Annotated in this window: 25 protein-coding genes and 2 riboswitches; of the genes, 22 read left to right on the forward strand and 3 right to left on the reverse strand. The window is 65.2% G+C overall.

What is annotated here, in order from left to right:
- Positions 1 to 6: 6 nt before the first annotated feature.
- Positions 7 to 1,239, forward strand: coding sequence for a PPE family protein (locus tag G6N27_RS04330; RefSeq protein ID WP_163781326.1), 1,233 nt, complete (start codon positions 7 to 9; stop codon positions 1,237 to 1,239).
- Positions 1,240 to 1,614: 375 nt separating this feature from the next.
- Positions 1,615 to 1,809, forward strand: coding sequence for a hypothetical protein (locus G6N27_RS04335; RefSeq protein ID WP_163775234.1), 195 nt, complete (start codon positions 1,615 to 1,617; stop codon positions 1,807 to 1,809).
- Positions 1,810 to 1,835: 26 nt separating this feature from the next.
- Here the strand turns inward: G6N27_RS04335 and G6N27_RS04340 are convergent, their stop codons facing one another.
- On the reverse strand, positions 1,836 to 2,030 hold the full coding sequence (locus G6N27_RS04340; RefSeq protein ID WP_163775235.1) for a ferredoxin: 195 nt from the start codon (positions 2,028 to 2,030) through the stop codon (positions 1,836 to 1,838).
- A gap of 142 nt (positions 2,031 to 2,172) precedes the next feature.
- Here G6N27_RS04340 and G6N27_RS04345 point away from each other — a divergent pair, with 142 nt between their 5' ends.
- The 17 genes from G6N27_RS04345 to G6N27_RS04425 all read left to right on the forward strand — a co-directional run bounded on the left by G6N27_RS04345 (position 2,173) and on the right by G6N27_RS04425 (position 19,878).
- Positions 2,173 to 3,354, forward strand: coding sequence for a cytochrome P450 (locus G6N27_RS04345; protein WP_163775236.1), 1,182 nt, complete (start codon positions 2,173 to 2,175; stop codon positions 3,352 to 3,354).
- Positions 3,355 to 3,721: 367 nt separating this feature from the next.
- Positions 3,722 to 4,021 carry a PE family protein gene (locus G6N27_RS04350; RefSeq protein ID WP_163775237.1) on the forward strand — a complete coding sequence of 100 codons (300 nt, stop codon included), beginning with the start codon at positions 3,722 to 3,724 and terminating at the stop codon, positions 4,019 to 4,021.
- A 166-nt stretch (positions 4,022 to 4,187) separates the two neighbouring features.
- On the forward strand, positions 4,188 to 4,484 hold the full coding sequence (locus G6N27_RS04355; protein ID WP_163774793.1) for a WXG100 family type VII secretion target: 297 nt from the start codon (positions 4,188 to 4,190) through the stop codon (positions 4,482 to 4,484).
- Positions 4,485 to 4,527: 43 nt separating this feature from the next.
- The gene (locus G6N27_RS04360) at positions 4,528 to 4,812 is read left to right on the forward strand and encodes a WXG100 family type VII secretion target (RefSeq protein WP_163775238.1); all 285 of its coding nucleotides are present in this window, start codon (positions 4,528 to 4,530) and stop codon (positions 4,810 to 4,812) included.
- A gap of 81 nt (positions 4,813 to 4,893) precedes the next feature.
- Positions 4,894 to 5,805, forward strand: coding sequence for an ESX secretion-associated protein EspG (locus G6N27_RS04365; RefSeq protein WP_163775239.1), 912 nt, complete (start codon positions 4,894 to 4,896; stop codon positions 5,803 to 5,805).
- 176 nt (positions 5,806 to 5,981) lie between these two features.
- Positions 5,982 to 7,496: a type VII secretion integral membrane protein EccD gene (gene eccD, locus G6N27_RS04370; protein ID WP_163775240.1), complete on the forward strand. Its 1,515-nt coding sequence runs from the start codon at positions 5,982 to 5,984 to the stop codon at positions 7,494 to 7,496.
- Positions 7,474 to 9,276, forward strand: a complete 1,803-nt coding sequence (mycP, locus tag G6N27_RS04375) for a type VII secretion-associated serine protease mycosin (protein ID WP_163775241.1) — start codon at positions 7,474 to 7,476, stop codon at positions 9,274 to 9,276. Before eccD ends, mycP begins: the two co-directional genes overlap by 23 nt.
- A complete protein-coding gene (eccE, locus tag G6N27_RS04380) occupies positions 9,273 to 10,445 on the forward strand; it encodes a type VII secretion protein EccE (protein ID WP_163775242.1) in 1,173 nt (390 codons plus the stop codon). Before mycP ends, eccE begins: the two co-directional genes overlap by 4 nt.
- A gap of 4 nt (positions 10,446 to 10,449) precedes the next feature.
- Positions 10,450 to 12,282, forward strand: a complete 1,833-nt coding sequence (gene eccA, locus G6N27_RS04385) for a type VII secretion AAA-ATPase EccA (RefSeq protein WP_163775243.1) — start codon at positions 10,450 to 10,452, stop codon at positions 12,280 to 12,282.
- A gap of 131 nt (positions 12,283 to 12,413) precedes the next feature.
- Positions 12,414 to 12,600: riboswitch (M-box (ykoK) riboswitch) on the forward strand.
- 242 nt (positions 12,601 to 12,842) lie between these two features.
- Positions 12,843 to 12,971, forward strand: a complete 129-nt coding sequence (locus tag G6N27_RS04390; RefSeq protein ID WP_163775244.1) for a PE family protein — start codon at positions 12,843 to 12,845, stop codon at positions 12,969 to 12,971.
- Positions 12,972 to 12,982: 11 nt separating this feature from the next.
- A complete protein-coding gene (locus tag G6N27_RS04395) occupies positions 12,983 to 14,272 on the forward strand; it encodes a PPE family protein (RefSeq protein ID WP_163775245.1) in 1,290 nt (429 codons plus the stop codon).
- A 267-nt stretch (positions 14,273 to 14,539) separates the two neighbouring features.
- Positions 14,540 to 14,725: riboswitch (M-box (ykoK) riboswitch) on the forward strand.
- Between the two features lie 278 nt (positions 14,726 to 15,003).
- Positions 15,004 to 15,303, forward strand: coding sequence for a PE family protein (locus G6N27_RS04400; RefSeq protein WP_163775246.1), 300 nt, complete (start codon positions 15,004 to 15,006; stop codon positions 15,301 to 15,303).
- A 15-nt stretch (positions 15,304 to 15,318) separates the two neighbouring features.
- Complete coding sequence (locus tag G6N27_RS04405) at positions 15,319 to 16,503, forward strand: PPE family protein (protein ID WP_163775247.1); 1,185 nt, start codon at positions 15,319 to 15,321, stop codon at positions 16,501 to 16,503.
- 145 nt (positions 16,504 to 16,648) lie between these two features.
- Positions 16,649 to 17,383 (forward strand): MgtC/SapB family protein, encoded by a 735-nt coding sequence (locus G6N27_RS04410; protein ID WP_163775248.1) that lies wholly within the window; start codon positions 16,649 to 16,651, stop codon positions 17,381 to 17,383.
- A gap of 24 nt (positions 17,384 to 17,407) precedes the next feature.
- Complete coding sequence (locus tag G6N27_RS04415) at positions 17,408 to 18,355, forward strand: sterol desaturase family protein (protein ID WP_179963346.1); 948 nt, start codon at positions 17,408 to 17,410, stop codon at positions 18,353 to 18,355.
- A 139-nt stretch (positions 18,356 to 18,494) separates the two neighbouring features.
- Positions 18,495 to 19,073, forward strand: a complete 579-nt coding sequence (locus G6N27_RS04420) for a LysM peptidoglycan-binding domain-containing protein (RefSeq protein WP_163775249.1) — start codon at positions 18,495 to 18,497, stop codon at positions 19,071 to 19,073.
- 133 nt (positions 19,074 to 19,206) lie between these two features.
- Entirely contained in the window at positions 19,207 to 19,878 is a 672-nt protein-coding gene (locus G6N27_RS04425; RefSeq protein WP_163775250.1) for an Rv1815 family serine proteinase, read from the forward strand.
- A 3-nt stretch (positions 19,879 to 19,881) separates the two neighbouring features.
- On the opposite strand, the gene G6N27_RS04430 is transcribed toward G6N27_RS04425, so the two are convergent.
- Positions 19,882 to 20,328 carry a nitroreductase/quinone reductase family protein gene (locus G6N27_RS04430; RefSeq protein ID WP_163775251.1) on the reverse strand — a complete coding sequence of 149 codons (447 nt, stop codon included), beginning with the start codon at positions 20,326 to 20,328 and terminating at the stop codon, positions 19,882 to 19,884.
- A gap of 111 nt (positions 20,329 to 20,439) precedes the next feature.
- On the opposite strand from G6N27_RS04430, the gene G6N27_RS04435 reads away from it, so the two are divergent.
- The 3 genes from G6N27_RS04435 to G6N27_RS04445 all read left to right on the forward strand — a co-directional run bounded on the left by G6N27_RS04435 (position 20,440) and on the right by G6N27_RS04445 (position 23,306).
- Positions 20,440 to 21,156, forward strand: a complete 717-nt coding sequence (locus G6N27_RS04435) for a TetR/AcrR family transcriptional regulator (protein WP_163775252.1) — start codon at positions 20,440 to 20,442, stop codon at positions 21,154 to 21,156.
- Positions 21,157 to 21,247: 91 nt separating this feature from the next.
- A complete protein-coding gene (locus tag G6N27_RS04440; protein WP_163775253.1) occupies positions 21,248 to 21,748 on the forward strand; it encodes a VOC family protein in 501 nt (166 codons plus the stop codon).
- Positions 21,749 to 21,812: 64 nt separating this feature from the next.
- Positions 21,813 to 23,306, forward strand: a complete 1,494-nt coding sequence (locus G6N27_RS04445) for an FAD-binding protein (protein WP_163775254.1) — start codon at positions 21,813 to 21,815, stop codon at positions 23,304 to 23,306.
- A 61-nt stretch (positions 23,307 to 23,367) separates the two neighbouring features.
- Here the strand turns inward: G6N27_RS04445 and G6N27_RS04450 are convergent, their stop codons facing one another.
- Positions 23,368 to 25,287, reverse strand: coding sequence for an ABC transporter ATP-binding protein/permease (locus G6N27_RS04450; RefSeq protein ID WP_163775255.1), 1,920 nt, complete (start codon positions 25,285 to 25,287; stop codon positions 23,368 to 23,370).
- Positions 25,288 to 25,306: the final 19 nt, after the last annotated feature.

Here is a 25,306-nt window from a genome sequence, read left to right on the forward strand (position 1 = left end):
TTCATGATCGATTTCGGGGCGTTACCGCCTGAAGTCAACTCGGCCCGCATGTACACGGGTCCGGGGTCGTCGTCACTGCAGACTGCCGCATCAGCGTGGAACGGCCTCGCGGCTGAGCTTCAGCAAGCTGCTCAGGGCTACGAGACGGTGATCACGCAGCTGTCCAGCGACGGATGGACGGGGCCGGCGTCAGCGAGCATGGCCAGTGCCGCCCAGCCGTACATCAACTGGATGCAGGAGACGGCCGCCCAGGCTGAACAGGCCGCGGCACAAGCTCAGTCCGCAGCCGCCGCGTACGAGCAGGCTTTCGCGCAAACGGTGGCACCGCCGGTCATTGCCGCCAATCGCGCTGAGACTCAGGCGTATACGGCAGCCAACGTGTTCGGTCAGTACACCGGGGTGATTGCGCAACTCGAGGCACAGTACGCGCAGATGTGGGCGCAGGACGCCGCGGCCATGTACGGCTACGCGGGCCAATCGGCGGCGGCCAGCAAGGTGACTCCGTTTGCCACGCCGGCTCAGACGACCAACCCGTCCGGCACTGCGAGTCAAAACGCCGCGGTCGCTGCCGCCACCGGCAGTTCGGCGGCGACGAACTCCCAGAGCATCTTGTCGAAGCTGACCTCGTCGCTGCCTAACTCGCTGCAAAGCCTGGCGTCGCCTACTTCTGCGGCGTCCTCCGCGGCGGCCACCCCGTTGACGCCGCTGCAGGAGCTCTACGCGTTCATATTCGGGACGAGCGTGCTGCCCACGAACCTTTCGGCACTCGTGAGCAACTACTCGCCTTACGCGAGCTTGTTCTACAACACTGAGGGTCTGCCTTACTTCAGCGTTGGTATGGGCAACTTCGGCGTCCAGATCGCGAAGAGCGCCGGAATGTTGGGCGGGGCAGCCCCGGCTGCTGCTGCCCCAGCACTCCACGGCTTGAGTGGCCTCGGAGCCGGGCTCGGCGGCGGCGCTGCCGGCGGGGCCGCGCATTCGGTGTCCGCCATTTCCGGTGGCGCCGGTTCGGTCGGCAAACTCGCGGTGCCCGCGTCGTGGATCGGCGGCGGAACTCCCGCGGCGACGCCGCAGGTGCAGCTCGTCAGCAGCGTCAGCGCCGCCCCGGAGGCCGCGGGTAGCGGAAACCTCATGGGCGGTATGCCGCTGGCCGGTACGAGAGCTGGTAGTGGCTTCGGCTCGGGCCCCCGCTACGGGTTCAAACCCACGGTGATGCCCCGGCCGCCGTCAGCCGGCTAACAGCCGATCAGCTTCACAACTCCTGGGGTGTCACGTCTCGACGTGGCACCCCAGGAGTGTCCTGCCGTCAAGAACGAGGCGACCCCCGAGGTAAATCGCAGATGTCGCAATCATGGCTCTAATATGAACAATTGGCATCGTTCCGGAAGCACGCGAGAGCAGTGGCGTAGGTTTCCGGTTGGTGAACAATCAGGTCTCGGGCAGGAGGGACACGTGGCGCGACATGCGGAGGCATCCGGTGCCCTGGCTCTCTCACGGAGACCCCGCGACGCCGCACGAATGCTCCCCAGGACCACTACCGGGACGCCGGCATTAAGTGCAGCAAGCGTTTTGACCCGCCGCCCCGCTCAGCCTGCCGAGGAAGCTCAGGCGCGAGTGTTTGAGCGGCTTCTGCAGGCCGAGTGCGCCGAACTTCAGGAGCTTGCGCGCCGGATGGCCCGCGACGAGAACCGAAACTCTGGCGATTCCGGAGAGTTGACCCAGATACGTGCTCGCATCGACGAAGTCCGTGGTCTGCTGCGGGCATTGCAAGGGCGGTTCCCACATTCCGTGCCGAACAACGACCGTTAGCCGGCGCGAATCAGATTGGCGCCGGTTCAGTCCTCTTCCAGGATCAGCGCCATCTCCGGGCAGGACGCCACCCCGTCACGAGTTATCTGCTCGTCCTCCGGCGCAACCTCGTGTTCTTTCAAAATGGAGTAGCCGGAATCATCGATCGGAAAGATCTCGGGGTCAACGGCATAGCACTGGGCGTGACCAACGCACCTCGACTGCTCGACACGAACCTTCACAACTCCGAGTCTAAAAGACATTAGCTCGATCCGGCACACGTGAGCGTGGGGACGACGCGACCGAAACCTGGCGGGCCGCATAGCATGTCTACTGTCGCCAGGACGCCACAGTGCCAGCGCAAACGAACGAGAGATCACACACATGAGCACCACTGATGAAAGCCTGTACGGCACCGGCTTTCACCTTCCGCGGCTGGATTACGTCAGCCTGCCGATGGCGGCTGACCGTGGCGCCGGGTGGAAAGTTCTGCGCGACGCCGGACCGGTCGTGTTCATGAACGGCTACTACTACCTCACCCGCCGCGAGGACGTGCTGGCAGCGTTGCGCAGTCCCAACGTTTTCTCGGCTCGACTGGCGCTTCAACCACCCGGAAGCCCAATTCCGGTGATTCCGTTGGGATTCGACCCGCCCGAGCACACTCGGTACCGCAGAATCCTGCAGCCGTTTTTCAGTCCACACGGATTGAGTAAGTCGCGACCGGTGCTGGTTCGTCATGCCGCCGACATGATCGACGCCATCGCCAGCCGCGGTGAGTGCGAGGTGATGAAAGACCTGGCGAAGACCTATCCCTACCAGGTGTTCATGGACCTTTACGGTCTGCCGCTGGAGGACCGCGACCGCGTGATCGCCTGGAAAGAGGCCGTGCTCTCCGACAGCCCGTATGCCTCCATGGAAGACATCGCCCCAGCGGCGCAGGCGATGTACCAATACCTGACGGATGCGATCCGACAGCGCCGGGAGAACCCCGGGTCGGACATGTTGTCTCGGGTGATGCAAAGCAAAGGCAACTTCACCGATCTCGAACTGCTGGGCATGAGCCACCTGCTGATCCTGGCGGGGCTGGACACCGTGACCGCCGCGATCGGCTTCGCCATTCTGGAGTTGGCGCGCAGACCCGCGCTGCGTGCGCAGCTACGCGATAACCCACGGCAGATCAGGGTCTTCATCGAGGAGATTGTGCGGTTGGAGCCGTCAGCGCCGGTGGCGCCGCGGGTACTTACCGAGAACGTCGTCGTCGGTGGCATGACGTTGCCCGCCGGCTCATCGGTGTTCTTGTGCATGGCCTTGATCAACCGGGACGGCAGCGACTCGACCTCCACCGACGAACTCACCATGGACGGAAAGGTGCACCGGCACTGGGGATTTGGCGGCGGACCGCACCGCTGCCTAGGTTCTCATCTGGCGCGCATGGAGCTGACCGTGATCGTCGACGAATGGCTTAAGAGAATCCCTGACTTCGAACTGGAGCCTGACTACCGCCCCGAGATCAAATTCCCCAGCAAGACTTTCGCGCTCAAGAACTTGCCGCTGCGTTTGGGTTGAGCCACGGCGCGTCAGAGGCACGCCAGCGCGAGCAGACCCGATCCTGACGTTATCCGCGGCGAGATTTATTCCGCTTCGCAACCCTCACCTTCGGCCGGCACCCGTAAACGGACCGAGTCGCCGCTACTGGCGGACAATCCCGCCGCCGAATCGGCACGACTGTATATCGTCAGCTCACGGCCACATTTGAGCCAAAAACCCATGTTGACAGAGCGACCTCTGTTACTCGGCTGTTACCGGAGATGAACAGTTGTTGCTCTCGGGTGAACAGTTGCAAACACCCAGCTTTGGCCCCAGCGCAGAGCGGAACGCACGTCTATTCTCATGCACGGAAAGATTGGCGAACCGAACCCGAAAGGACGCCGACATGTCGTTCGTGACCACCCAACCGGAGGCCCTGTCGGCGGCTGCCACCAGCCTCCAAGGGATCGGTTCGGCATTGAACGCTCAGAATGCGTCCGCCGCGGGCCCGACCACGGGAGTGGTTCCCGCTGCCGCCGACGAGGTTTCGGCGCTGACGGCCGCTCAGTTCGCCGCACACGCCCAGCTGTACCAGTCGGTCAGCCAGCAGGCCGCGGCCATCCATGAAATGTTCGTCAACACGTTGGGCACCAGCGCCGGTTCCTACGCAGCCACCGAGGCTGCCAACGCAGCCGCTGCTGGCTGAGTGTTGCCGATGAAGACCGTCCCACTGTGGTGCCACGCACCGTGGTTACCAGTTAGCGGGAAAGGGGGGAACAGCCGTGTGTACCAAGTCGGCGGTTACCGCTGGTAACCGGTCCGACTGCCAGATTCACAGGATTCCATCACTACACCAGCAAGGAGATATGTAAGTGCCTACACGTTTTATGACTGACCCGCACGAGATGCGGTCGATGGCGGGCCGTTTCGACGTGCACGCGCAGACTGTCGAGGACGAGGCCCGCAAGATGTGGGCATCGAGCCAGAACATCGCCGGGGCCGGCTGGAGCGGCACCGCTCAGGCCACCTCCTACGACACCATGGGCCAGATGAACACCGCGTTCCGCAACATCGTCAACATGCTGCACGGTGTCCGGGACGGACTGATCCGCGACGCGAACAACTACGAGAGCCAAGAGCAGGCCTCTCAGCAGATTCTGAGCAGCTAACTCGGCTGTCAGCGTAAACTTTCACAATCAGGAGGACAGATAGATGTCGATTAGTTACCAGTTCGGTGATGTCGACGCCCACGGCGCGTTGATCCGTTCCCAGGCCGCCTCCCTGGAGGCCGAGCACCAGAGCATCGTGCGCGATGTGCTGGCTGCCGGTGATTTCTGGGGTGGCTCGGGTTCGGTGGCTTGCCAGGAGTTCATCACCCAGTTGGGTCGCAACTTCCAGGTGATCTACGAGCAGGCCAACTCCCACGGCCAGAAGGTTCAGACCGCAGGAAACAACATGTCGAGCACTGACTCGGCTGTTGGCTCCAGCTGGGCCTGACAATCAGCACAGGGCGCGGCAGCACACCGATTCAGGTGTGCTGCCGCGTCGTGCGATAACCCCACAACTAGCGAGGTAGCGATGGATCAGAGCACGCGCACGGACATCACAGTCAACGTCGAGGGTTTCTGGATGTTGCAAGCGTTGCTCGATATTCGCCACGTCGCACCGGAATTGCGCTGCCGACCATTCGTGTCGACCGATTCCATGGACTGGCTGAATCAGCATCCGGGCATGACAGTCATGCGCGAGCAGGGCATCGTCGACGGCGAGACGGTCAACGAAGCGGTCGCCGCGCGAATGCGCGTTCTGGCGGCGCCCGATCTCGAAGTCGTCGCGTTGCTGTCCCGGGGCAAATTGCTCTACGGCATCAAAGAAAAAGATGAGGATGGCGCCGAGGAGCCGGTGGGCTCCCGCGACATCCCGGACAACGAATTCCGCGTTCTGTTGGCCCGCCGCGGCCAGCACTGGGTGTCGGCGGTCCGAGTCGGCGACGAAATCACCGTCGACGATGTCGCGATAGCGGACACCACCTCTATTGCGGCTTTGGTGTTCGATGCGCTCGAGTCGATCCACCACGCCGAACCCGCCGCGATCAACGCGGTCAACGTGCCTCTCGAGGAGATGCTCGAGATCACCAAAGCCTGGCAGAGCTCGGGCTTCAATGTCTTCTCTGGTGGCGACCTGCGCCGGCTGGGCATCAGCGCGGCGACCGTGGCCGCGCTCGGCCAGGCGCTCTCGGACCCGGCCGCCGAAGCGGCGGTCTACGCCCGGCAGTACCGCGACGACGACAAAGCGCCCAGCGCCTCGGTGTTGTCGTTGAAGGATGGGTCAGGCGGCCGGATCGCGATGTATCAGCAAGCCCGGACCGCCGGCTCGAACGAAGCGTGGCTGGCGATCTGCCCCGCCACTCCACAACTCGTCCAAGTCGGTGTCAAGACGGTGTTGGAAACACTCCCTTACGGCGAGTGGAAAACGCACAGCAGAGTTTAACCAATTGTTACGGGAATCCGGCGCACGGCAAGGATTTTCCGTGCAGCATTCAGCAAAGGTGCGGATGCGGCCAAATGCACTAGAATCTGCTCAACAGTTGGGACGCTACGTCTCAATTACACATAGCGAGGCAAGACACACATGGACCCACGAACCGTCGACAAAGGGGTGCAGGGATGACCGCAGTAGCTGAGGCGCAGCAGCCAGGCACAGAGGCAATCGCGTCCCCACAATCGGCCGTGATCGGCATCATCGCCGGCGAAGGCGTGCAGATCGGCGTTCTGCTGGACGCCAACGCCCCGGTCTCGGTGATGATCGACCCGCTGCTCAAGGTGGTCAACGTCCGACTTCGGGAGCTGGGCCTCACGCCGCTGGAAGCCAAGCAGCGCGGTCGCTGGGCGCTGTGCCTGGTTGACGGGACGCCGCTGCGGGCCACCCAGTCGCTGACCGAGCAGGATGTCTACGACGGTGACCGCCTGTGGCTGCGCTTCGTCGAGGACACCGAACACCGCTCTCAGGTCATCGAGCACATCTCGACGGCCGTGTCAGTCAATCTCAGCAAACGGTTCACCGCCGTCAACCCGACGATTGCGATCCAGGTCGGTGCCGCGATGGTCGGCTCCGGCGTGCTGCTGGCGTCAGGCCTGCTCGGTTGGTTCCGCTACCAGCATGCGTCCTGGGTCCCGGCGCCGTTCGCCGCGGTGATCGCCGTGCTCACCGCAACGGTCGCGCTGCTGATCCTGGGACGGGCGCACACCCCGCAGAACCGTCGCGCAGGTGACATCCTGCTGTGGGGCGCGATCCCGCCGCTGGCGATCAGCGCGGCATCTGCGCCCCCGGGCCCGGTCGGCTCGCCGCACGCGGTGATGGGCTTTGCTGTCGCCGGTGTCGCCGCGATGCTGATCATGCGCTTCACTGGTCGCCGCCTCGCTACCGGCACGGCGATCGTCACGATTGCGCTGGCGGCGACCGTCGCGAGCCTGGCCCGGATGGCGTTCAACACCGGTGCTGTGACGCTGCTGACCTCGATTCTGCTGGTCTGCGTGTTCGGGTACCACGCCGCTCCGGCGATGTCCCGCTGGCTGTCCGGAATCCGGTTGCCGGTCTTCCCGTCTGCCACCAGCCGCTGGGTGTTCGAGGCCCGGCCCGACCTGCCGACCACCGTGGTGCACCCCGCCGACGGCGGTCGGCCCACGCTGGAAGGCCCCGCGTCGATCCAGGACGTGGTGCTGCGGGCCGAGCGGGCCCGGTCTTTCCTGACCGGTCTGCTGGTCGGCCTCGGCGTTCTGACCGTGGTGTCGCTGGCGGGTGTCTCCGACCCCCGCACCCAGAACCGCTGGTTGCCGCTGCTGCTGGTCGCGACGACGGCCGGCTTCCTGATGCTGCGCGGCCGCTCCTACGTCGACCGCTGGCAGGCGATCATCCTGGCCGTCACGTCGGTGCTCATCGTGGGCACAGTCCTGGTGCGCTACTCGGTCGTGCTGTCCTCGGCTGCTGCGGTGTCGGTTACCGCCGGTCTCGCGGTGCTGATCCCCGCGGCCGGCCTGACGGCCGCGGCGACAGTGCCCAACACCATCTACAGCCCGCTGTTCCGCAAGCTCGTGGAGTGGGTCGAATACCTCTGCCTGATGCCCATCTTCCCGTTGGCGCTGTGGCTGATGAATGTCTATGCCGCGATCCGCTATCGGTAGGAAGCGACTGCGGCCGCTTCGTGCGGCCGCAGTCACTGCCACCACACTGATCGTTGCCACTATCGCGCTGTCCGGGTCACCGGCCTACGCGATCAACCCGCCTGGGATCGACCCGGCCGCGACGCCGCCCGACAGCCCGCCCGGACCACCCCAACCGATGAAGCAGACGTCGTACTGCACTGAGGTCGGCGTGTTACCGGGCAGCGACTTTCGTGTGCAGCCGAAGTACATGGACATGCTCAACCTGCAGGAGGCGTGGCGCTTCGGTCGCGGTGCCGGCGTACGGGTCGCCGTCATCGACACCGGGGTAACCCCGCACCCGCGGCTACCGCACCTGATTCCCGGCGGCGACTACGTGATGGGCGGCGGCGACGGCCTCACCGACTGCGACGCACACGGCACGCTGGTGGCCTCGATGATCGCCGCCGCACCGGGCATCGGCGAACTCCCCGGAGCACCTGCGCCGCGGCGTCCGCCGCCGGTTCCGACCAAGGAACCACCCCCGCCGGCACCACCGCCACAGACGATCAGCGTGGCGCCTCCGCCGCCACAGACCATCACCATGGTGCCGGCACCGCCACCGGCGGAAGAGCCCGCCACACAGGCATGTCCGTGGTGTCCGCCGGAGCCGAAGTCGCAGGGTGGCGCTCAACAAGGTGGTGCTCAGGAGCCCAAGGCGCCCGGAGCTGCCAACCACGGCCACGGCACCGCAGAGCTGCCCGGCTACCGGGGTGATTACCACGGGCGTGTGGTGTCGGTCGATTACCCGCGGCCGGCCGCGCCGCCGGCGCCATTGGATCCGCCGCCTCTGCCGGCGCCGTCTGACGCCTACACCGGCATCGCCCCAGATGTCGAGCTGATCTCGATTCGTCAGGCCAGCGGGGCATTTGGACTCAAGGACGCCTACACCGGCGACCAGGACCCGCAGACCCGGCAAAAGTCCGACAGCATTCGGACCATGGCGCGCGCGATCGTGCACGCGGCCGACATGGGCGCGCAGGTGATCAACATCTCGCAGGTGTTGTGCATGAGTGCGCGCAGCATCATCGACCAGCCCGACCTGGGAGCGGCGGTCCGCTACGCAGCCGTCGACAAGGACGCGGTCATCGTGGCCGCCGCCGGCGACACCGGCCAGAAGGACTGCAAAGCGAATCCGTTGGTCGACCCGTTGCACCCCAACGATTCTCGTGACTGGGGCGGCGTGACCACCGTGGTGACTCCGTCATGGTTCAGCGACTACGTCCTGACGGTCGGCGCAGTGGATGCCTCGGGCGCACCGATGGACAAGACGAGCGTGGCCGGTCCGTGGGTGGGCATCGCAGCGCCCGGCAACGACGTCGTCGGGCTCTCGCCGCGAGATGACAGTCTGATCAACGCGATTGACGGTCCGGACAACACCTTGCTGGTGCCGTCCGGCACCAGCTTCTCCACGGCGATCGTCTCGGGTGTGGCCGCGCTGGTGCGGGCCAAATACCCGCAACTGTCGTCGCACCAGATCATCAACCGGTTGATCCACACTGCCAGGGCGCCTGCTCGGGGCGTCGACAATCAGGTGGGCTACGGGGTCGTCGACCCGGTCGCCGCACTGACGTGGGATGTGCCCGACGGGTCTGTCCTGCCGAAGGATTCGGCGTCGCCGCTGAAGCTGCCGCCGATGCCCGCTCCGCGCAACATGACACCGGTGTGGGTAGCCGCCGCCGGTCTGGGTGGTGCGTTACTGCTTGCCGGTTTGGTCTTCGGTGGAGCTGTCCTCATGCGTAAGACAGGGAGACAGGAATGAAGGCACAACGCGAATACGGGCTGAGCCTGTCGTGGGCGCGAGTGACGACGGTGTTCCTCATTGACGTTGCGCTGCTGGTGATCGCGAGTCATCTGCCCGACAACTGGCAGGCCGATCGCAACCTGACGTTCTGGATCGGCGTCGGTCTGGCGGTGATCGTGACGGTCGCTGCCCTGCTGACCAACGGGGGAGTGCCGGTGGCGTCGGCGCCGATCGCCCGGATCCGCAACTGGTACGCCGACCCCGAAGCCCTGACCGTCGGCTGCACTCCGGCGATCGATCATCGTCGCCAATTCAGCCGCGAAACAGTCGGAATCCGCGAGTACGACGGTCAATTGATCGCTGTGATCGCGGTCGACGGCGCGGGCGAGGCGGGTCGGCATCGTCACCGCGACGCACTGACCACGTCGATACCACTGGAAGCCGTGATCACGTCGTTGCGACAGTTCGATGTCCGGTTGGACAGCGTCGACATCATCTCAGTGGGAACCCGCAGTGCCGCCAGCGGCGTCCAGTCTGCCGTTGCCGACGACGTCGACGGTGGCCGGCGCCCGATCGAGGAGCGCAACACCTGGCTGGTGTTGCGAATGGACCCGCAGCACAACGTCAGTGCCGTCGCTGCCCGTGATTCAGTGGCCTGCACCCTGGCCGCGGCCGCTGAGCGGCTCGCGCACGATTTGGACGGCCGCAGTTGCGCAGCGAGGCCGCTGAGCGCCGACGAGATCGCCGACGTGGATGACGCGGTGTTGGCTGGACTGCAGCCGGCTAACGTTCGGCCGTTCTGGCGATACCTGAAGACCCCTGACGGCTTCGTCACCAGCTTCTGGGTGTCGCCTGGCGACATCACCAGCGAAACGCTCGAGGAGCTGTGGCTGACCGACGCCGACGTCACCGTGATGACAATCCGGATCATCGCCGAGGGTCGCGAGGCCGACGTGTCGGTCTGGGTTCGCTACCACAGCGACAAGCGGTTGCGGAAGGAAGCGTTCAGTGGGCTGAACCGGCTGACGGGGCGTCAGCTGGGTGCGGTGGCCGCCAGCCTCCCGGCGCCGACGTCGCGTCGCCCGCTGCCGATGCCGAGCCGCACGTTGACGACCGCCGACGAGATCCTGGTCCCGGTTGGCGCAGCGATGGGGCAACAGGCAGGCGCCGCCGACGCCTTACGATGATAAGATGACTCGTCCGCAGACCACCGCGTCGGATTCCCGCAACGCGATGGTCGCAGGCCTCCTGGCGTCTGGCATTTCGGTCAACGGGCTGCAGCCGAGCCACAATCCGCAGGTTGCCCTGCAGATGTTCACGACGGCCACCAGACTCGACCCGGACATGTGTGACGCGTGGCTGGCGCGGGTGCTGGCCGGCGACCAGAGCATCGAGGTCCTCAGCGGCGCTTGGCGATCCGTCAAGACCTACGGTTGGGAAATCCGTCGCTGCGGTCTCACCGAGTTGGAGTTCCGCCCCGAGATCTCCGATGGAATGTTCTTGAAGCTGGCGGTCACCAGCGTGGAGTCGCTCGCCGCCGGCTATGCAGCCGCGCTGACCGAAGCCAAGCGGTACGAGGAAGCCGCGGAGGTGCTGGATTCGATCACCCCGCGGCACGCCTCCGACGAGGAGTTGGTCAAGTATGTGCGCGGGTTGCTGCACTTCCGCACCGGCCGCTGGCCGGACGTGCTGGCGCAATTCCCGCCCGGTGCCGGGTGGCGGCACCCCGAACTGAAGGCCGCCGGGGCGGCGATGGCCACCACCGCGCTGGCCTCCCTCGGGGTGTTCGAGGAAGCGGCGCGGCGCGCGCAGGAGGCGATCGAGGGCGATCGGGTACCCAGCGCCGCCAACGTCGCCATGTACACCCAGGGCATGTGCTTCCGGCACCTGGGGCGCGAAGAGGAGGCGGTGGAGGCTTTGCGCCGGGTCTACTCCCGCGACGCCAAGTTCACCCCGGCACGCGAAGCCTTGGACAACCCCAGTTACCGGTTGGTGCTGACCGACCCGGAAACCATTGAGGCACGGACAGATTGGTGGGATGCGGACAGCGCTCCCACCCGCGAGCAAGCCGAGGCCGCGCGACACGCCGAGATGGCCAAGAAGTACTTGGACGAAGGCGACGCCGAACTCAACGCAATGCTCGGCATGGAACAGGCCAAACGTGAGATCAAGCTGATCAAGTCGACGACCAAGGTCAACCTGGCTCGCGCGAAAATGGGTCTGCCCGTGCCGATTACCTCTCGGCACACCCTGTTGTTAGGGCCTCCCGGCACTGGCAAGACATCGGTGGCCCGCGCATTCAGCAAGCAACTGTGCGGCCTGACCGTGCTGCGTAAGCCGTTGGTGGTCGAGACCAGCCGGTCGAAGCTGCTGGGCCGCTACATGGCCGACGCCGAGAAGAACACCGAGGAGATGCTCGAAGAAGCCCGCGGCGGCGCCGTCTTCTTCGATGAGATGCACAACCTCCATGAGAGCGGCTACTCACAGGGCGACGCGTACGGCAACGCGATCATCAACACGTTGCTGCTCTACATGGAGAACCACCGCGACGAGCTGGTGGTCTTCGGTGCCGGGTACGCCAAGGCAATGGAGAAGATGCTGGAGGTCAACCAGGGTCTACGGCGTCGGTTCTCCACCGTCATCGAGTTTTTCAGTTACAACCCGAAAGAGTTGATCGCGCTGACCCAGCTGATGGGCCGGGAGAACGAGGACGTGATCACCGACGATGCCGTCGACGTCTTGCTGCCGTCGTACACCCGGTTCTACGACGACGAGACGCTATCGCAGGACGGCGACCTGATCCGCGGGATCGACACGCTGGGTAACGCCGGGTTCGTACGCAACGTCGTGGAGAAGGCCCGCGATCATCGCAGCTTCCGGTTGGACGACGAAGACCTGGATGCCGTGTTGTCCAGCGACTTCGACGAATTCAGCGAGGACCAGTTGCGCCGGTTCAAGGAGTTGACCCGCGACGACCTCGCCGAGGGATTGAGCGCAGCGGTAGCGGAGAAGAAAGCCGACTAATCCTTCGCCTCCGCCAGGGGCACATCTGCTGGGCGAAGTCCAGTCCCTCGGTAATTTTCCTTACGATTTCCTGGCGGTGGAGTGCCTTGACCAGCGCCGATAGCGCTGCCATCATTGTTACGCACAAGTTACATGCACCTCGCTAGGTGAGGCGTCTGTACGGATATAGGCCACTGACCTCGAACGTCGAAAGACGCCCAGGGTCAGGACAGCTCTTCCCGGCTTAAGGGTTGAGCCCAAGTGGCTTCCGGTCTTGCATTTTTTGTGTAGGCCCGGATACGCCGTGCAGTGCCAAAGCTCTGACGAGAGGGGTGCGGACCCGACCTATGCGTCGGGAAATTCTCCTCTCGTTGGCGTTCCGTCGCGCGGTGCACGTCGTAGCCGCGAGGAGGTGAGCCGCGAGTCACTTCCATTGATGGTCCAGCCAGAACTTTCCGAGATCTACAGCCATCTTCGCTCCGATCCGGTCCTGGCAAGCGCTCTGCCAACGCGGACACCACACCCGTCGCGCAGCGGCCGAGACCAGGTCCAAGGTCGGGCACCTCACCGAGGAGAAGTCCATGTCATTTCCGACAATCAAGCCCGAGACAAAATCCACCGCAATCCATCAGACCTTCATACCCACCCTCAGCGCCGGTGCCGAGTCGTATTCGGCCACCCAAGCTGCCAGCGCGGCCACTGCGGGATAAGGAGCACGGCAATGGATTTCGGAGCATTACCACCAGAGATCAACTCCGGCCGGATGTACGCCGGTCCCGGTTCCACACCGATGCTGGCGGCCGCGTCAGCCTGGGACGCGCTGGCCGCCGAACTCGGTTCAGCGGCATCCTCATACGCCTCGGTCGTCGGCAGTCTTGCCGAAGGGCCTTGGCGCGGAACGGCTTCGGCGGCCATGGCGACGGCCGCCGCGCCGTATGTGCAATGGATGACCGAGGCCGCCGCGCAAGCCGAGCAAACGGGTTACCAAGCCAAGGCCGCCGCGGGGGCCTATGAGGCCGCGTTCGCGATGACGGTGCCACCCGCGGTGGTCGCAGCCAACCGCACTCAGTTGGCCGCACTGGTGGCGACCAACGTTCTGGGCCAGAACACCGCGGCGATTGCGGCTAACGAGGTTCAGTACGGCGAAATGTGGGCCCAGGACGCCGCGGCGATGTACGGCTACGCGGGCTCGTCGGCGGCGGCCTCTGCAGTGGCTCCGTTCAAGTCGCCGCCGGAGACCACCAACGCGGCGGGTGCGGCGAGCCAAGGCGACGCGGTGGCGCAGGCCGCCGGCACATCGTCGAGCGCGGGCACGCAGTCGGCGCTGTCGCAGGTGATCTCCTCGGTCCCCAACACATTGCAGGGACTCGCATCGCCGATGTCAGCGAGCGGGGTGAGTCCCTTTGCGCCAGGATCGAATACGGCAACCACCGGGATCGCCGGGTTCTTGAACATGCTCGACGGGCAGACCGGCTCGTCCATCGGCTCGTTCTTGGCCTCGGGACTTTCCAACGGAGTCCTGTCCGGTAACTGGCTCAACCCGGCGAGCATCAGCCCCGCTGTGACAACAGCGTTCGGCGATATCGGGTTCTTGGCGGTGGCCGGACAAGCCGGTTCCGGTCTGAACCCGGCCTTGTTGATGGGTTCGACGGCTGCACCGTCGGCGATCGGCGCGGCGGGTCTGAGCCATGCCGGTTCGGCGATCGGTTCGTCCGGCCTGGGCGGCTCGGCCGTTTCAGCCGGCGTGGGACGCGCGACCCTGGTTGGGACAGTGTCGGTTCCGCCGAGTTGGACGGCGGCAGTTCCTGCGACGAGCCAAGCGGCGACCGCAACGGCGGCCGAAGGCTGGTACAACCCCCCGGGAATCGAAGAGGCATCCGCAAGGCCAGGAGTTCCCGGTATGCCGGGAATGCCGATGGGAGGTGGCGCCGGCGGACGCGGGTGGGGCTTTGCTGCACCCCGATACGGGTTTAAGCCCACCGTTGTCGCACATCCACCGGCGGCCGGATAGCGGAAGGGAGAAGCCGGCCGTGATCATCGAACCTGCCGTTCCCACGCGACGACATCAGCGACGGCACCGGCCTCGACATGCGCACTCAGCATTTCGGGAGTCCGAGCCTCCCGATCGCCGGTGTCACGGCGAGACGTTATTCTCAATTACCACAGTCGATCTCGGCTCGCGTGTGGCGCCGAAGATGTCGCCACTGTGCCTGACTCCGGCAATCATCTTCGTGAGTTGAGTTGACTACCTTGCATCTCGGTGGAACTATTGCCCGTGCAAGCACCTCGCTAGGTGAGGCGTCTGCACGGATACAGGCCACTGACCTCGAACGTCGAAAGACGCCCAGGGTCAGGACAGCTCCTCCCGGCTTAAGGGTTGAGCCCAAGTGGCTTCCGGCCTTGCATTCTTGTGAAGGCCCGGATACGCCGTGCAGTGCCAAAGCTCTGACGAGAGGGGTGCAGCGGTCGGCATCTGCCGGTTCCGCTTCGTCCCGCGTGCACCGTGTCGGCACCCCCGTGTGCCTTGGCCGCGAGGAGGTGAGGCGAAGTGAGTCCCAGTGACAGTCCGTATCCGAGACCGGTGACCATTTCGTTCGGATCCGGCCCCGGCCTCATCCCCATCATCTGAATCGGCCTGCGCCGCTTCACTTCACGCGCACGCGCGATTTCGCCGTGCGTCTGTCACTTCGTCGTGCATCGACATGAGCGCGGCTTCAGCCTGCTTTGCGTAAGGAGCGTCCGATGACTTTCGTGACCACCCAACCAGAACTCATGACCGCTGCGGCGAATCAGCTGCAAGGTATCGGCAGCGCCGTCGCGGCACAGAACGCCGCGGCCGCGGCTCCGACGCTCGCAGTGGTTCCGGCGGCAGCCGACGAGGTATCCGCTCTGACCGCAATGCAATTCGCCGCTCACGCAGCGCTGTATCAGGAGGTCGGCGCCCAAGCGGCAGCCATTCACGCCGTTTTCGTACAGATCTTGCGGGCCAGCGGCACGTCGTACGCCGGCACTGAAGCCGCCAACGCGATCGCGGCGGGCTAGGACGGGAGTGAACCAATGCTCGACTACGGAATGTTCCCACCGGAAATCAACTCGGCTCGGATGTATGCCGGCCCAGGCGTGGGCTCGATGCTCGCTGCCGCGGCCGGTTGGGATGGGCTGGCCAGCGATTTACGTTCGCAGGCAACCAATTACATGTCGGTGGTCTCGGCTTTGACCACAGAGGGATGGCGCGGACCGGCGTCCATGTCGATGGCGGCCGCGGCCGCGCCCTATGCGGCGTGGATGAACAGCACGGCCGCCCAGGCGGAAGAGACTGCGGCGCAGGCCAAAGCGGCAGCGTCCGCTTATGAGTCGGCATTTTCGATGACGGTGCCGCCATCGATTGTCACCGCGAACCGGACGCAGCTGGCCGCGCTGGTAGCGACCAACGTCTTGGGGCAGAACACCCCGGCGATCGCGGCCAACGAAGCCGAATACGCCGGCATGTGGGCTCAGGATGCCGGGGCGATGTACGGCTACGCCGGCCAGTCCGCGACGGCCAGCCAGCTCGCGCCGTTCGTGGTCCCGGCCCAGACCACCAGCAGCGGCGGGATCGCTGCCCAGTCGGCGCTGACCCAGCTGACCACCGGTATGCCGACTGCTCTGCAGGGCTTGGCATCTGGATCGAGCACCTCGACGACATCGGGATCCGCTGGGCTCTCGAGCCTGCTGAGCAGCGTGACCGGCGACGGGTCGAGTTCGGGCATATTCAGCTCCAGCGGCCTGGGACTGAACAACAACTTCTGGAACACCGTGAGCTCGACGGGTGCGTTCAGCCCGGCCCAGATCGTGCAGGCGGTGACCGGTTCGTCGTTCCTGGGTACCGGGATGGCCGGCGTCCAGAACGCGGTGCCGCCGGCTGTGGTCACGGGTTACAGCCCGGCTACAGCGGTGGTACCGGCGGTGTCGGGTTTCTCGGAGTTCGGTGGTGCGGGCAGTTCCGTCTCGGCCGGTGTTGGTAGAGCCGCCACGCTGGGAACGCTGTCGGTGCCCCCGGCGTGGACCAGCATCGCCACCCCTAACAGCCCGCTGGCGTCGGCATTGGGAGCCACACCGCTCAGCGCGCCGAGGTCCGCGCCGCCCGGCATGCCCGGGATGCCAGTGCCCGCCGGAACACCTACCGCGAACACGGCGGCCGCGACCGCGCCGAAGTACGGCTTCCGGCCGACCGTCGTCATGCAGTCGCCGCTGGCTGGATGAAAAGTGTTGTCAGCGAACAATTTCGAGCAGAAGAATCACGGTTGCTCGGGTTACCCCGGCCTCAACCGGCGCGGCTACCGGCGAATTCTGCCCGAATTCGTCCACACTGGTGAACAACTCGTCTCAGAGGGAAGGAGGGCGCATCATGCAGACACTGAGCATTGCTGAATTCACGCTGCGGCTGGCAGTCGGGCTCGGATGCGGCGCCCTGATCGGCATCGAACGGCAATGGCAGGCACGCCGGGCCGGACTGCGCACCAATGCGCTGGTGGCCACCGGTGCGACGCTGTTCGTGCTGTACGCGGTCGTGACCAATGACAGCAGCCCGACGAGGGTCGCGTCGTACGTGGTGTCCGGCGTCGGCTTCCTCGGCGGGGGCGTGATCCTGCGCGAGGGATTCAACGTGCGCGGGCTCAACACCGCCGCGACCCTGTGGTGTTCGGCGGCGGTCGGCGTCCTTGCCGGGGGCGGGCATCCACTGTTCGCGCTGATCGCGACCGGAACCGTCATCGCCATCCACCTGCTCGGCCGACCGCTGGGCCACCTCATCGACCATGACAGCGTCGTCGAAGAGGACGAGGACGACCAGCCGTACCAACTGCAGCTGGTCTGCCGGCCCAAATCGGCGAAATACGCCCGTGCGCAGATCGTCCAGCGCACCGGCGGCGGCGGAGACCGGCTGGTGCTCCGCGGCATCCACACCGGCCGGACCAGCGACGACAGCGTGGCGTTGACCGCGTACCTACTCAGCGACGGGCATGCCCCGACCCGACTCGAGAAGCTGGTGGCCGAATTGTCGCTGCAGGAGGGTGTGCAGGCGGTGCATTGGTACGCCGGCGAGCAGGATGAGCCCATGCCGCGATGGCGTCACACGGACTGATCACGGCGTCGTAGGATTTTGGACGTGAGTTGGATTGCGGGTTTCTTGACCGTTCTGCCCGAGCAAATGCGGGACCCGGTGCTGTTCGCGATCCCGTTCTTCCTGCTGCTGCTGATTCTGGAGTGGACGGCGGCACGCAAACTCGACCGCATCGAGCGGGCAGCCGAAGCGCGATCGGCGCGGCCGGGCTCGGGTGCATATCTGACCGCCGATTCCTGGGCGAGCATTTCCATGGGCCTCGTTTCGGTGGCGACAACGGCCGGCTGGAAATTCATCGCGTTGATCGGCTACGCCGCGCTCTATGCCTATGTCGCTCCCTGGCATCTGTCCCCGACGCGGTGGTACACCTGGGTCATCGCAATCGTCGGCGTCGACCTGCTGTACTACTGGTATCACCGCTTCGCCCACCGGATTCGGCTGATCTGGGCCACCCACCAAGCCCATCACTCCAGTCAGTACTTCAATTTCGCCACCGCGCTGCGCCAGAAATGGAACAACAGCGGCGAGATCGTGATGTGGATTCCGTTGCCGCTGTTGGGTATTCCGCCGTGGCTGGTATTCGTCAGTTTCTCGTTCAATCTCATCTATCAGTTCTGGGTGCACACCGAGCGCATCGGCCGAATGTGGACGCCCTTCGAATTCGTTTTCAACACACCGTCGCATCACCGAGTGCACCACGGTATGGACCCCGAATACCTCGACAAAAACTACGGCGGGGTCTTCATCATCTGGGACCGGCTGTTCGGCAGCTTCCGGGAAGAGACCTTTCGCCCGCACTACGGACTCACCAAGCAGGTCAACACTTTCAACGTCTGGAAGTTGCAGACGCACGAATACTTAGCCATAGCACGCGATTTCCGGTCGGCCAACCGTCTGCGTGACCGGCTGGGCTACGTCTTCGGGCCGCCGGGTTGGCAGCCCGCAACAGTGGTCCGGTCCGAGGCGCCGGCCCCGTTGACGCCGTCGCGGTGAGCGCCGGGCCGGCGATAAGGCCTTGTTCATTTACCGTTTTTATTTCGGCGAGCCGAACGCCCCCGCAGCCAAGACAAGATCAGTAAGTTCGACATCGAGGCCGGCATCCGCCTCGGCCGCGATAGCGAGGAGAACTGCAGTGGGAGACACGCTCACCGAGGGACAAAAACTTGTCAAGGGTGAATCGCTTACCTCGAGCAACGGGGCTTACACGCTGACGTTGCAAGACGACGGGAACCTGGTCCTGGCATCGCGCGGCCACGCGATCTGGGCGTCGGGAACCAACGGAGAAGACGTAGTTCGCGCGGAGGTCCAGAGCGACGGCAACTTCGTTCTGTACACCGGCGACAAGCCCGTGTGGCACACCCACACGAAGGGCAAGAAGAATGTGCGGCTCGTGCTGCAAGACGACCGCAACCTCGTGTTGTACGCCGCCGACGGAGCGGCATGGTCGACGAAGACGGAGACCGACGCTCCGCCGCCGGCGGAGCCGGAGGCAGCTGCACCGGCCGCCGAAGAAGCACACGCCGAGCCCGCGGCTGAGCACGAGCCGGAGCCGGAGCCAGCGCGGACGTACACGGTCGAGTCCGGCGACACGTTGTGGGCCATCTCTGAGCGGTTCTACGGCGACGGCAGCAAATACCAGGTCATCGCCGACGCCAGCGGCATCTCCAACCCGGATCTGATCCACCCGGGACAGGTTCTGACCATTCCTTGATCGAGCGGGGCAGCGCGGCGATCCGGAAGCGGGTCGCCGCGCTCGCAACCAATTCGCCTGTACGCATGCGATCGGGTCGCTACCCTGGTAACAGGTCGGCATCGTGTCGGTCACGGCTGGGGGGAGTCGAAAGATGCGCCATCCCTCAATTCGCGCGTTCGGCGCGATAATTGCCGCCGCTGCCGCGGCCGGCTACTTTCCCCCGGACGCCAAGGCCGATCCGGTTCCCGTCTTCCCGGGGATGGAAATACACCAGGGCCAGCACCTGTGCACCTTGGGCTATGTCGACCCGGGCCTGCGGGTGGCGTTCACCGCGGGGCACTGCCGGGCCGATGGACCGGTGATGGACAAGGACAACAGGGTCATCGGCAGTGTCGCCACGTTCCGCGACAACACCCCCAACGGCACTTTCGTCCACACCGACCAGCAGATTTCCGACTACGAGTCGATCGTGCTGACCCCCGACGTCGTCGTGAACAACGTCCTGCCGGGCGGGCGGGTGCTGCAATCGGATCCTGGTCTGGTCGTGACGCCGGGGGAGCCCGTCTGCCACTTCGGGGTGATCACCGGCGAAAGCTGCGGCACCGTCGAAAACGTCAACAACGGCTGGTTCACCATGGGTCACGGCGCCGTCAGCCAGCAGGGCGATTCGGGTGGGCCGGTGTACATCACCAACCCCGCCGGGTCGGCCCGCATCGTCGGGATCTTCAACAGCGTCTGGGGCACTCTGCCGGCCGCCGTATCGTGGCAGTCCACCACCCAGCAGGTCCGCGAGGACGTGGGTGTCCACGGACCGGCGATGTAGCTGTCAGCCCACAGCTGCCAGCGCGAACACCGGGATCGACGATGCCGCGGCGCGCAACTCGTCTTCGTCGGAGTCAGGCGTCAGCCCCGCGATGTGGCCTTTGACCTCCCAGTACCACCGGTCCAGATACCCCCGCAGCAACTCTGGTTTCGCTGAGTCTTCAAGCTCGGCCGCGCGACGTCGGCGACGACGCCAGCGCGGTCCTACCTCGACTTCTCCGGCCGCCCGAACGTTGCGGGCCCACTGCGTGTTGCCGCGCGGCGACACGAGATAGTCGACGCCGTCGACGGCCAGCAGGTTGATCACCACCGAGCGCCGCTTGCCCGTCGCGCGCCCGCGCACATGCAGCGCCGTGGTCCCGGCGATGCTGATGCCCATCTCAGCCAGCCAGCGGATCACCGCGTTAGCGGCGATCGCCGCCCGATGGGGCTCGTCGTAGCGCACTGTCATGGTTCGTCCTCTCCGAGTATCAAACGAGAGCACTGCTCTCATGGGCTTGACCATGGCATATCGTGTGGCGAAAAGCAAGAGCACTGTTCTCATTCGTGTCAGGATGGGACGATGGCCAAGCGGCGAGACTCGCGTGAACGCATCGAGGCGCAGATCATCGAGCTCGGCCGCCGCCATCTGATCGAGCACGGCGCGGCGGGGCTGTCGCTGCGGGCCATCGCGCGCGATCTGGGCATGGTGTCCTCGGCGGTTTATCGCTATGTGGCCAGCCGCGACGAGCTGCTGACGTTGCTGCTGGTCGACGCGTATTCCGAACTCGCGGACTCGGTGGACCGCGCTCGCGACGCGATACCCGAGATCTGGAGCGACGACGTGATCGCCATCGCGCACGCGGCACGCAGTTGGGCCATCGAGCACCCGGCCAGCTGGGCACTGTTGTACGGCAGCCCGGTGCCCGGCTACCACGCGCCAGCCGAGCAGACAGTCGGCCCCGGAACGCGGGTGGTCGGCGCCTTGTTCGACGCCGTCGCCGCCGGAATCGCGACCGGTGACATCATGTTGTCCAATTACGCTGCGCCACAACCGCTATCGGCCGACTTCGAGCGGCTGCGCCAAGAGTTCGGTTTTCCGGGTGACGATTCGGTCGTTGCCAAGTGTTTCGCGATCTGGGCCGGCGTGGTGGGAGCGATCAGCTTGGAGGTCTTCGGCCAGTACGGCGCGGACACCGTGAGCGACCCCCACATGGTGTTCGACACCCAGATCCGACTACTGGTCGGCGTCTTGACCCAATCCGACGTCGACTCGCGGCCGTTCTGGATACCGAATTAGAACACGTTCAGCGATCCTCTCGGGCACGCCGATCGTTCGGCATCGGCAACGGGTTTCTACCGAGGCAGGCGCTGCGTTATTCTGCGATGCGATGAGTTTCTCCTTCGGGTCACCGGTCCAGGTCGCCTGGGTGACTCGTGACGTGACCGCCACGGAAACCGCTCTGACCGGCCTGTTGGGTGTCAAGAAGTGGGTGCGACTGCCTGACATCCACTTCGCGCCGGACAGTTGCAGTTATCTCGGCGCACCGGCCGACTTCGTCGCCCACATCTCGCTGAGCTATCTCGGTGACACCCAGTTGGAGCTGATCGAGCCGGTCCGCGGGCCTAATATCTATAGTGACTTCTTGCGGGACAGCGGACCGGGTCTGCACCACGTCTGCGTGGAGGCCGACAGCCTGGAGGATTTCGACGCCAGCTTGACCGCTGCGGTCGATCGGGGTGCGACGGTGCCGCAGTATGGCGTGATGCCGGGCGGCCTGCGATTCGCCTATATCTCCGCGCCGCAATCCGGCATCCCGTTTCTGGAGATCGCGCACTTTTCGGCCGAGATGCGACAGTTCTTCGACTACATCAAGCAGGAGCAGGAGTAGGAGTGGCGCCAATGAACTGCGCCGACGACGATGCAGAGCACCGCGATGAGGAGGAGTGGCGCCAATGAAAAGCCCGATACCAGCAACGCTCAGCGTTGACGACGTGCCGTCATGGTCGGACGAGGTGGACGTCGTGGTGATCGGCTTCGGCATCGGAGGCGGATGCGCGGCGGTGACCGCGGCGGCCGCCGGCTCGCGGGTGCTGGTGCTCGAGCGCGCGGCCGCGGCGGGCGGCACGACGTCGATGGCCGGCGGGCACTTCTACCTCGGTGGCGGCACCGCGGTCCAGCAGGCGACCGGGCACAGCGATACCGCCGAGGAGATGTACAAATATCTGGTCGCAGCGTCGCGTGAACCCGACCTCGAGAAGATCCGCGCCTACAGCGACGGCAGCGTCGAACACTTCAATTGGTTGGAGGACTTGGGTTTTCAGTTCGAGCGCAGCTTCTACCCGGGCAAGGTCGTCGTTCCGCCGGGCACCGAGGGCCTGAGTTACACCGGTAATGAAAAGGTCTGGCCGTTCTGCGAAGAGGCGGTACCTGCGCCGCGTGGCCACTCGGTGCCGGTACCGGGCGAACTCGGCGGCGCGGCCATGGTGATCGACCTACTGGTCAAGCGCGCCGATGATCTGGGCGTGCAGTTCCGCTACGAGACCGGCGCAACCAACCTGGTGGTGAACGAGGACGGCGCCGTGGTCGGTGTGGCGTGGAAGCACTTCTCCGAAACCGGTGCGGTGAAAGCGAAATCGGTCATCATCGCAGCGGGCGGTTTCGCGATGAATCCGGAGATGGTCGCCGAATACACCCCCGCATTAGGTCAGCCGCGTCGCACCAAACACCACGGGCTGGTGGCGCCCTACATCCTGGGCAACCCCAACGACGACGGGCTCGGCCTGCGGATGGGTATCTCGGCGGGCGGCGTCGCCGAGAACATGCACGAGCAGTTCATCACCGCAGCGGCATACCCGCCGGAAGTGTTGCTGACCGGCGTGATCGTCAACAAGGAGGGCAAGCGCTTCGTCGCCGAAGACTCCTACCATTCGCGCACATCGGCTTTCGTGCTCGAGCAGCCGGAGCAGACCGCCTACCTGATCGTCGACGAAGCGCACACCGAGATGCCCGCGATGCCGTTGATCAAGTTCCTCGACGGCTACGAGACGATCGCCGAATTGGAGAACGCCCTGGGCATTCCCGCGGGCAACGTTGCGGCAACGTTGAAGCGCTACAACGAATTCGCTGCCAAAGGCGAGGATCCAGATTTCCACAAGCAGCCGGATTACCTTGCGCCGCAGGATAATGGCCCATGGGCCGTGTTCGATCTGTCACTCGGACGGGCGATGTATTCCGGTTTCACCATGGGCGGTCTGGCGGTCACCGTCGACGGCGAGGTGCGACGTGCCGACGACAGCGTGATCCCCGGCTTGTACGCCGTGGGTGCCTGCGCGTCCAACATCGCGCAAGATGGCAAGGGTTACGCCAGCGGCACCCAGCTCGGTGAAGGCTCGTTCTTCGGGCGCCGCGCCGGAGCGCACGCGGCCGCCAAGGCCGGGGGCGCATAGGCGCGTTGAAACCCAGCGCCGGAGCGCACGCGGCCGCCAAGGCCGGGGCGAAGGCGGCCGGCTAGACCGCCGCGGGTTCCCTGCTCGCCGGCCCCAGCCGCCAGGGGCCGCCGCCGAGTAGTTCGAGCTGCTGGTCGTGGAACCGCTCGACCGCCGGTCGGTGGCTGACGCTGACCACGACGGTCTCCGGTAATTCGTTGCGCAGCAACTGATACAACGCGTGCTCCAGCCCTTCGTCGAGCGCCGACGTGCTCTCGTCGAGGAATACCGCCCTGGGCTTGGCCAATAGGATGCGGGCGAAGGCCACCCGCTGCTGCTCCCCGGGCGACAGCACCTTGGCCCAGTCCCGGACTTCGTCGAGTCGGTCGCTCAGCGGCGCGAGAGCGACCCGTGTCAACGTCTCCTGCAGTGTCTGGTCGGAGACGTCGGTGGGCTCCTTCGGGTAGCACACCACGGTGCGCAGCGTCCCCAGCGGCACATAGGGCAACTGCGACAAGAACATCGTGGCGTTGTCGCCGTCCGGGCAGCGCAGCGTCCCCGACGCGTACGGCCACAACTCGGCAAGGCTGCGCAGCAGCGTGGTCTTGCCGGCACCCGACTGCCCCGTGATCACCAGTGACTGACCGGATTCCAGCCGCACATCCAGCGGGTCGACCAACGGGTCGCCGTCGGGGGTCCGGACCTCCACACCGTCGAATTCGACTGACCCGTCGTCCGTCGGCCAGGTCAGCACCGCCGGCAGGTCCCGGCCCTTGTCGTTGGCGTCGACCAATCCGTGCAACCGGATGATGGCCGCACGGAAGGCGGCGAAGTAGTCGTAGTTGTTGCGGAAGAACGACAGTGATTCGTTGATCTCGCCGAACGCGGTGGCCGTCTGCGTGACGTCACCGAACGCGATCGCACCGGCGAACAGCCTGGGCGCCTGAATGATCCACGGCAGCGGGACAATTGCCTGCGTCACCGACCAGTTCCAGCCGTTGAACAGAATCGTTCGGCGGACGAACCGGCGGTAGTTGTCGATGATCGGGGTGAAGCGTCCCCACAGCGTGAGCCGCTCGACCTGCTCACCCCGGTAGAAGCCGACCGCTTCGGCCGCGTCGCGCAACCGGACCAACGCGTAACGAAACGCGGCGTTGAGTTTCTCGTTGTTGAAGCTGAGCCCGATCAGCGGACGACCGAGCCAGAACGCGACGCCGGTCGCGATCGACACGTAGACCACCACGATCCAGAACATCGCGCGAGGAATGTCGACGCCCATGACGTCCAACCGCCCGGACAGGTTCCACAGGATCGCGGCGAACGACACCACGGACACGACGGCCTTGACGGCCCCGAACAACAACGTGTTGGCGGTCTCGTTGGACGGGATGTTCGGGGTGCCGCCCGCGCCGGTGGTGAAGATGTCGATGTCCTGCTGGATGCGCTGGTCCGGGTTGTCGATGGTGTGGTCGATGAACAGGTCGCGGTAGTACGCCCTGCCCGCCAGCCAGTCGTCGGTGAGGTGGCCGGTCAGCCACATGCGCCACGCGATGATGAACCGCTGGGTCAGGTAGATGTCGAGCAACAGCCGGGCGATGAACAGCGTCGCGAGCACACCGAAGTGCACCAGCGACATCCAAAAGCCGTGTACCCCAGACTCTCTGGCCCGATCATTACCCGTCGCCGCGCCCTCGAACGCTGTCTGCAGTGCGCTGAACATGTCGTTGCTCTGGAAGCTCAGCAGCACCGTCAGCCGTACCGACAACAGCACCAACGCCAGCAGGACCGCCAGCATCACCCAGACCCGCACCGCCTGCGGCCCGGTGAAGTAGCCGCCGGTGATCCGCCAGTACTGCCGTCCCCACTCGGTGACGAACCTCAAGACGACCAACACCACGAGGACACAGACCGCGGCGATCAGCCAGCCTTTGGCCAGCCACCACACCGAATCCAGGGCCGCCGCGGACCAATCGATGGACGGCTTGAAGGTCTTATGTTCCAAGGTCGCGTCTCCTTGCCGA

Source organism: Mycobacterium cookii (assembly GCF_010727945.1).
Lineage (GTDB): Bacteria > Actinomycetota > Actinomycetes > Mycobacteriales > Mycobacteriaceae > Mycobacterium > Mycobacterium cookii.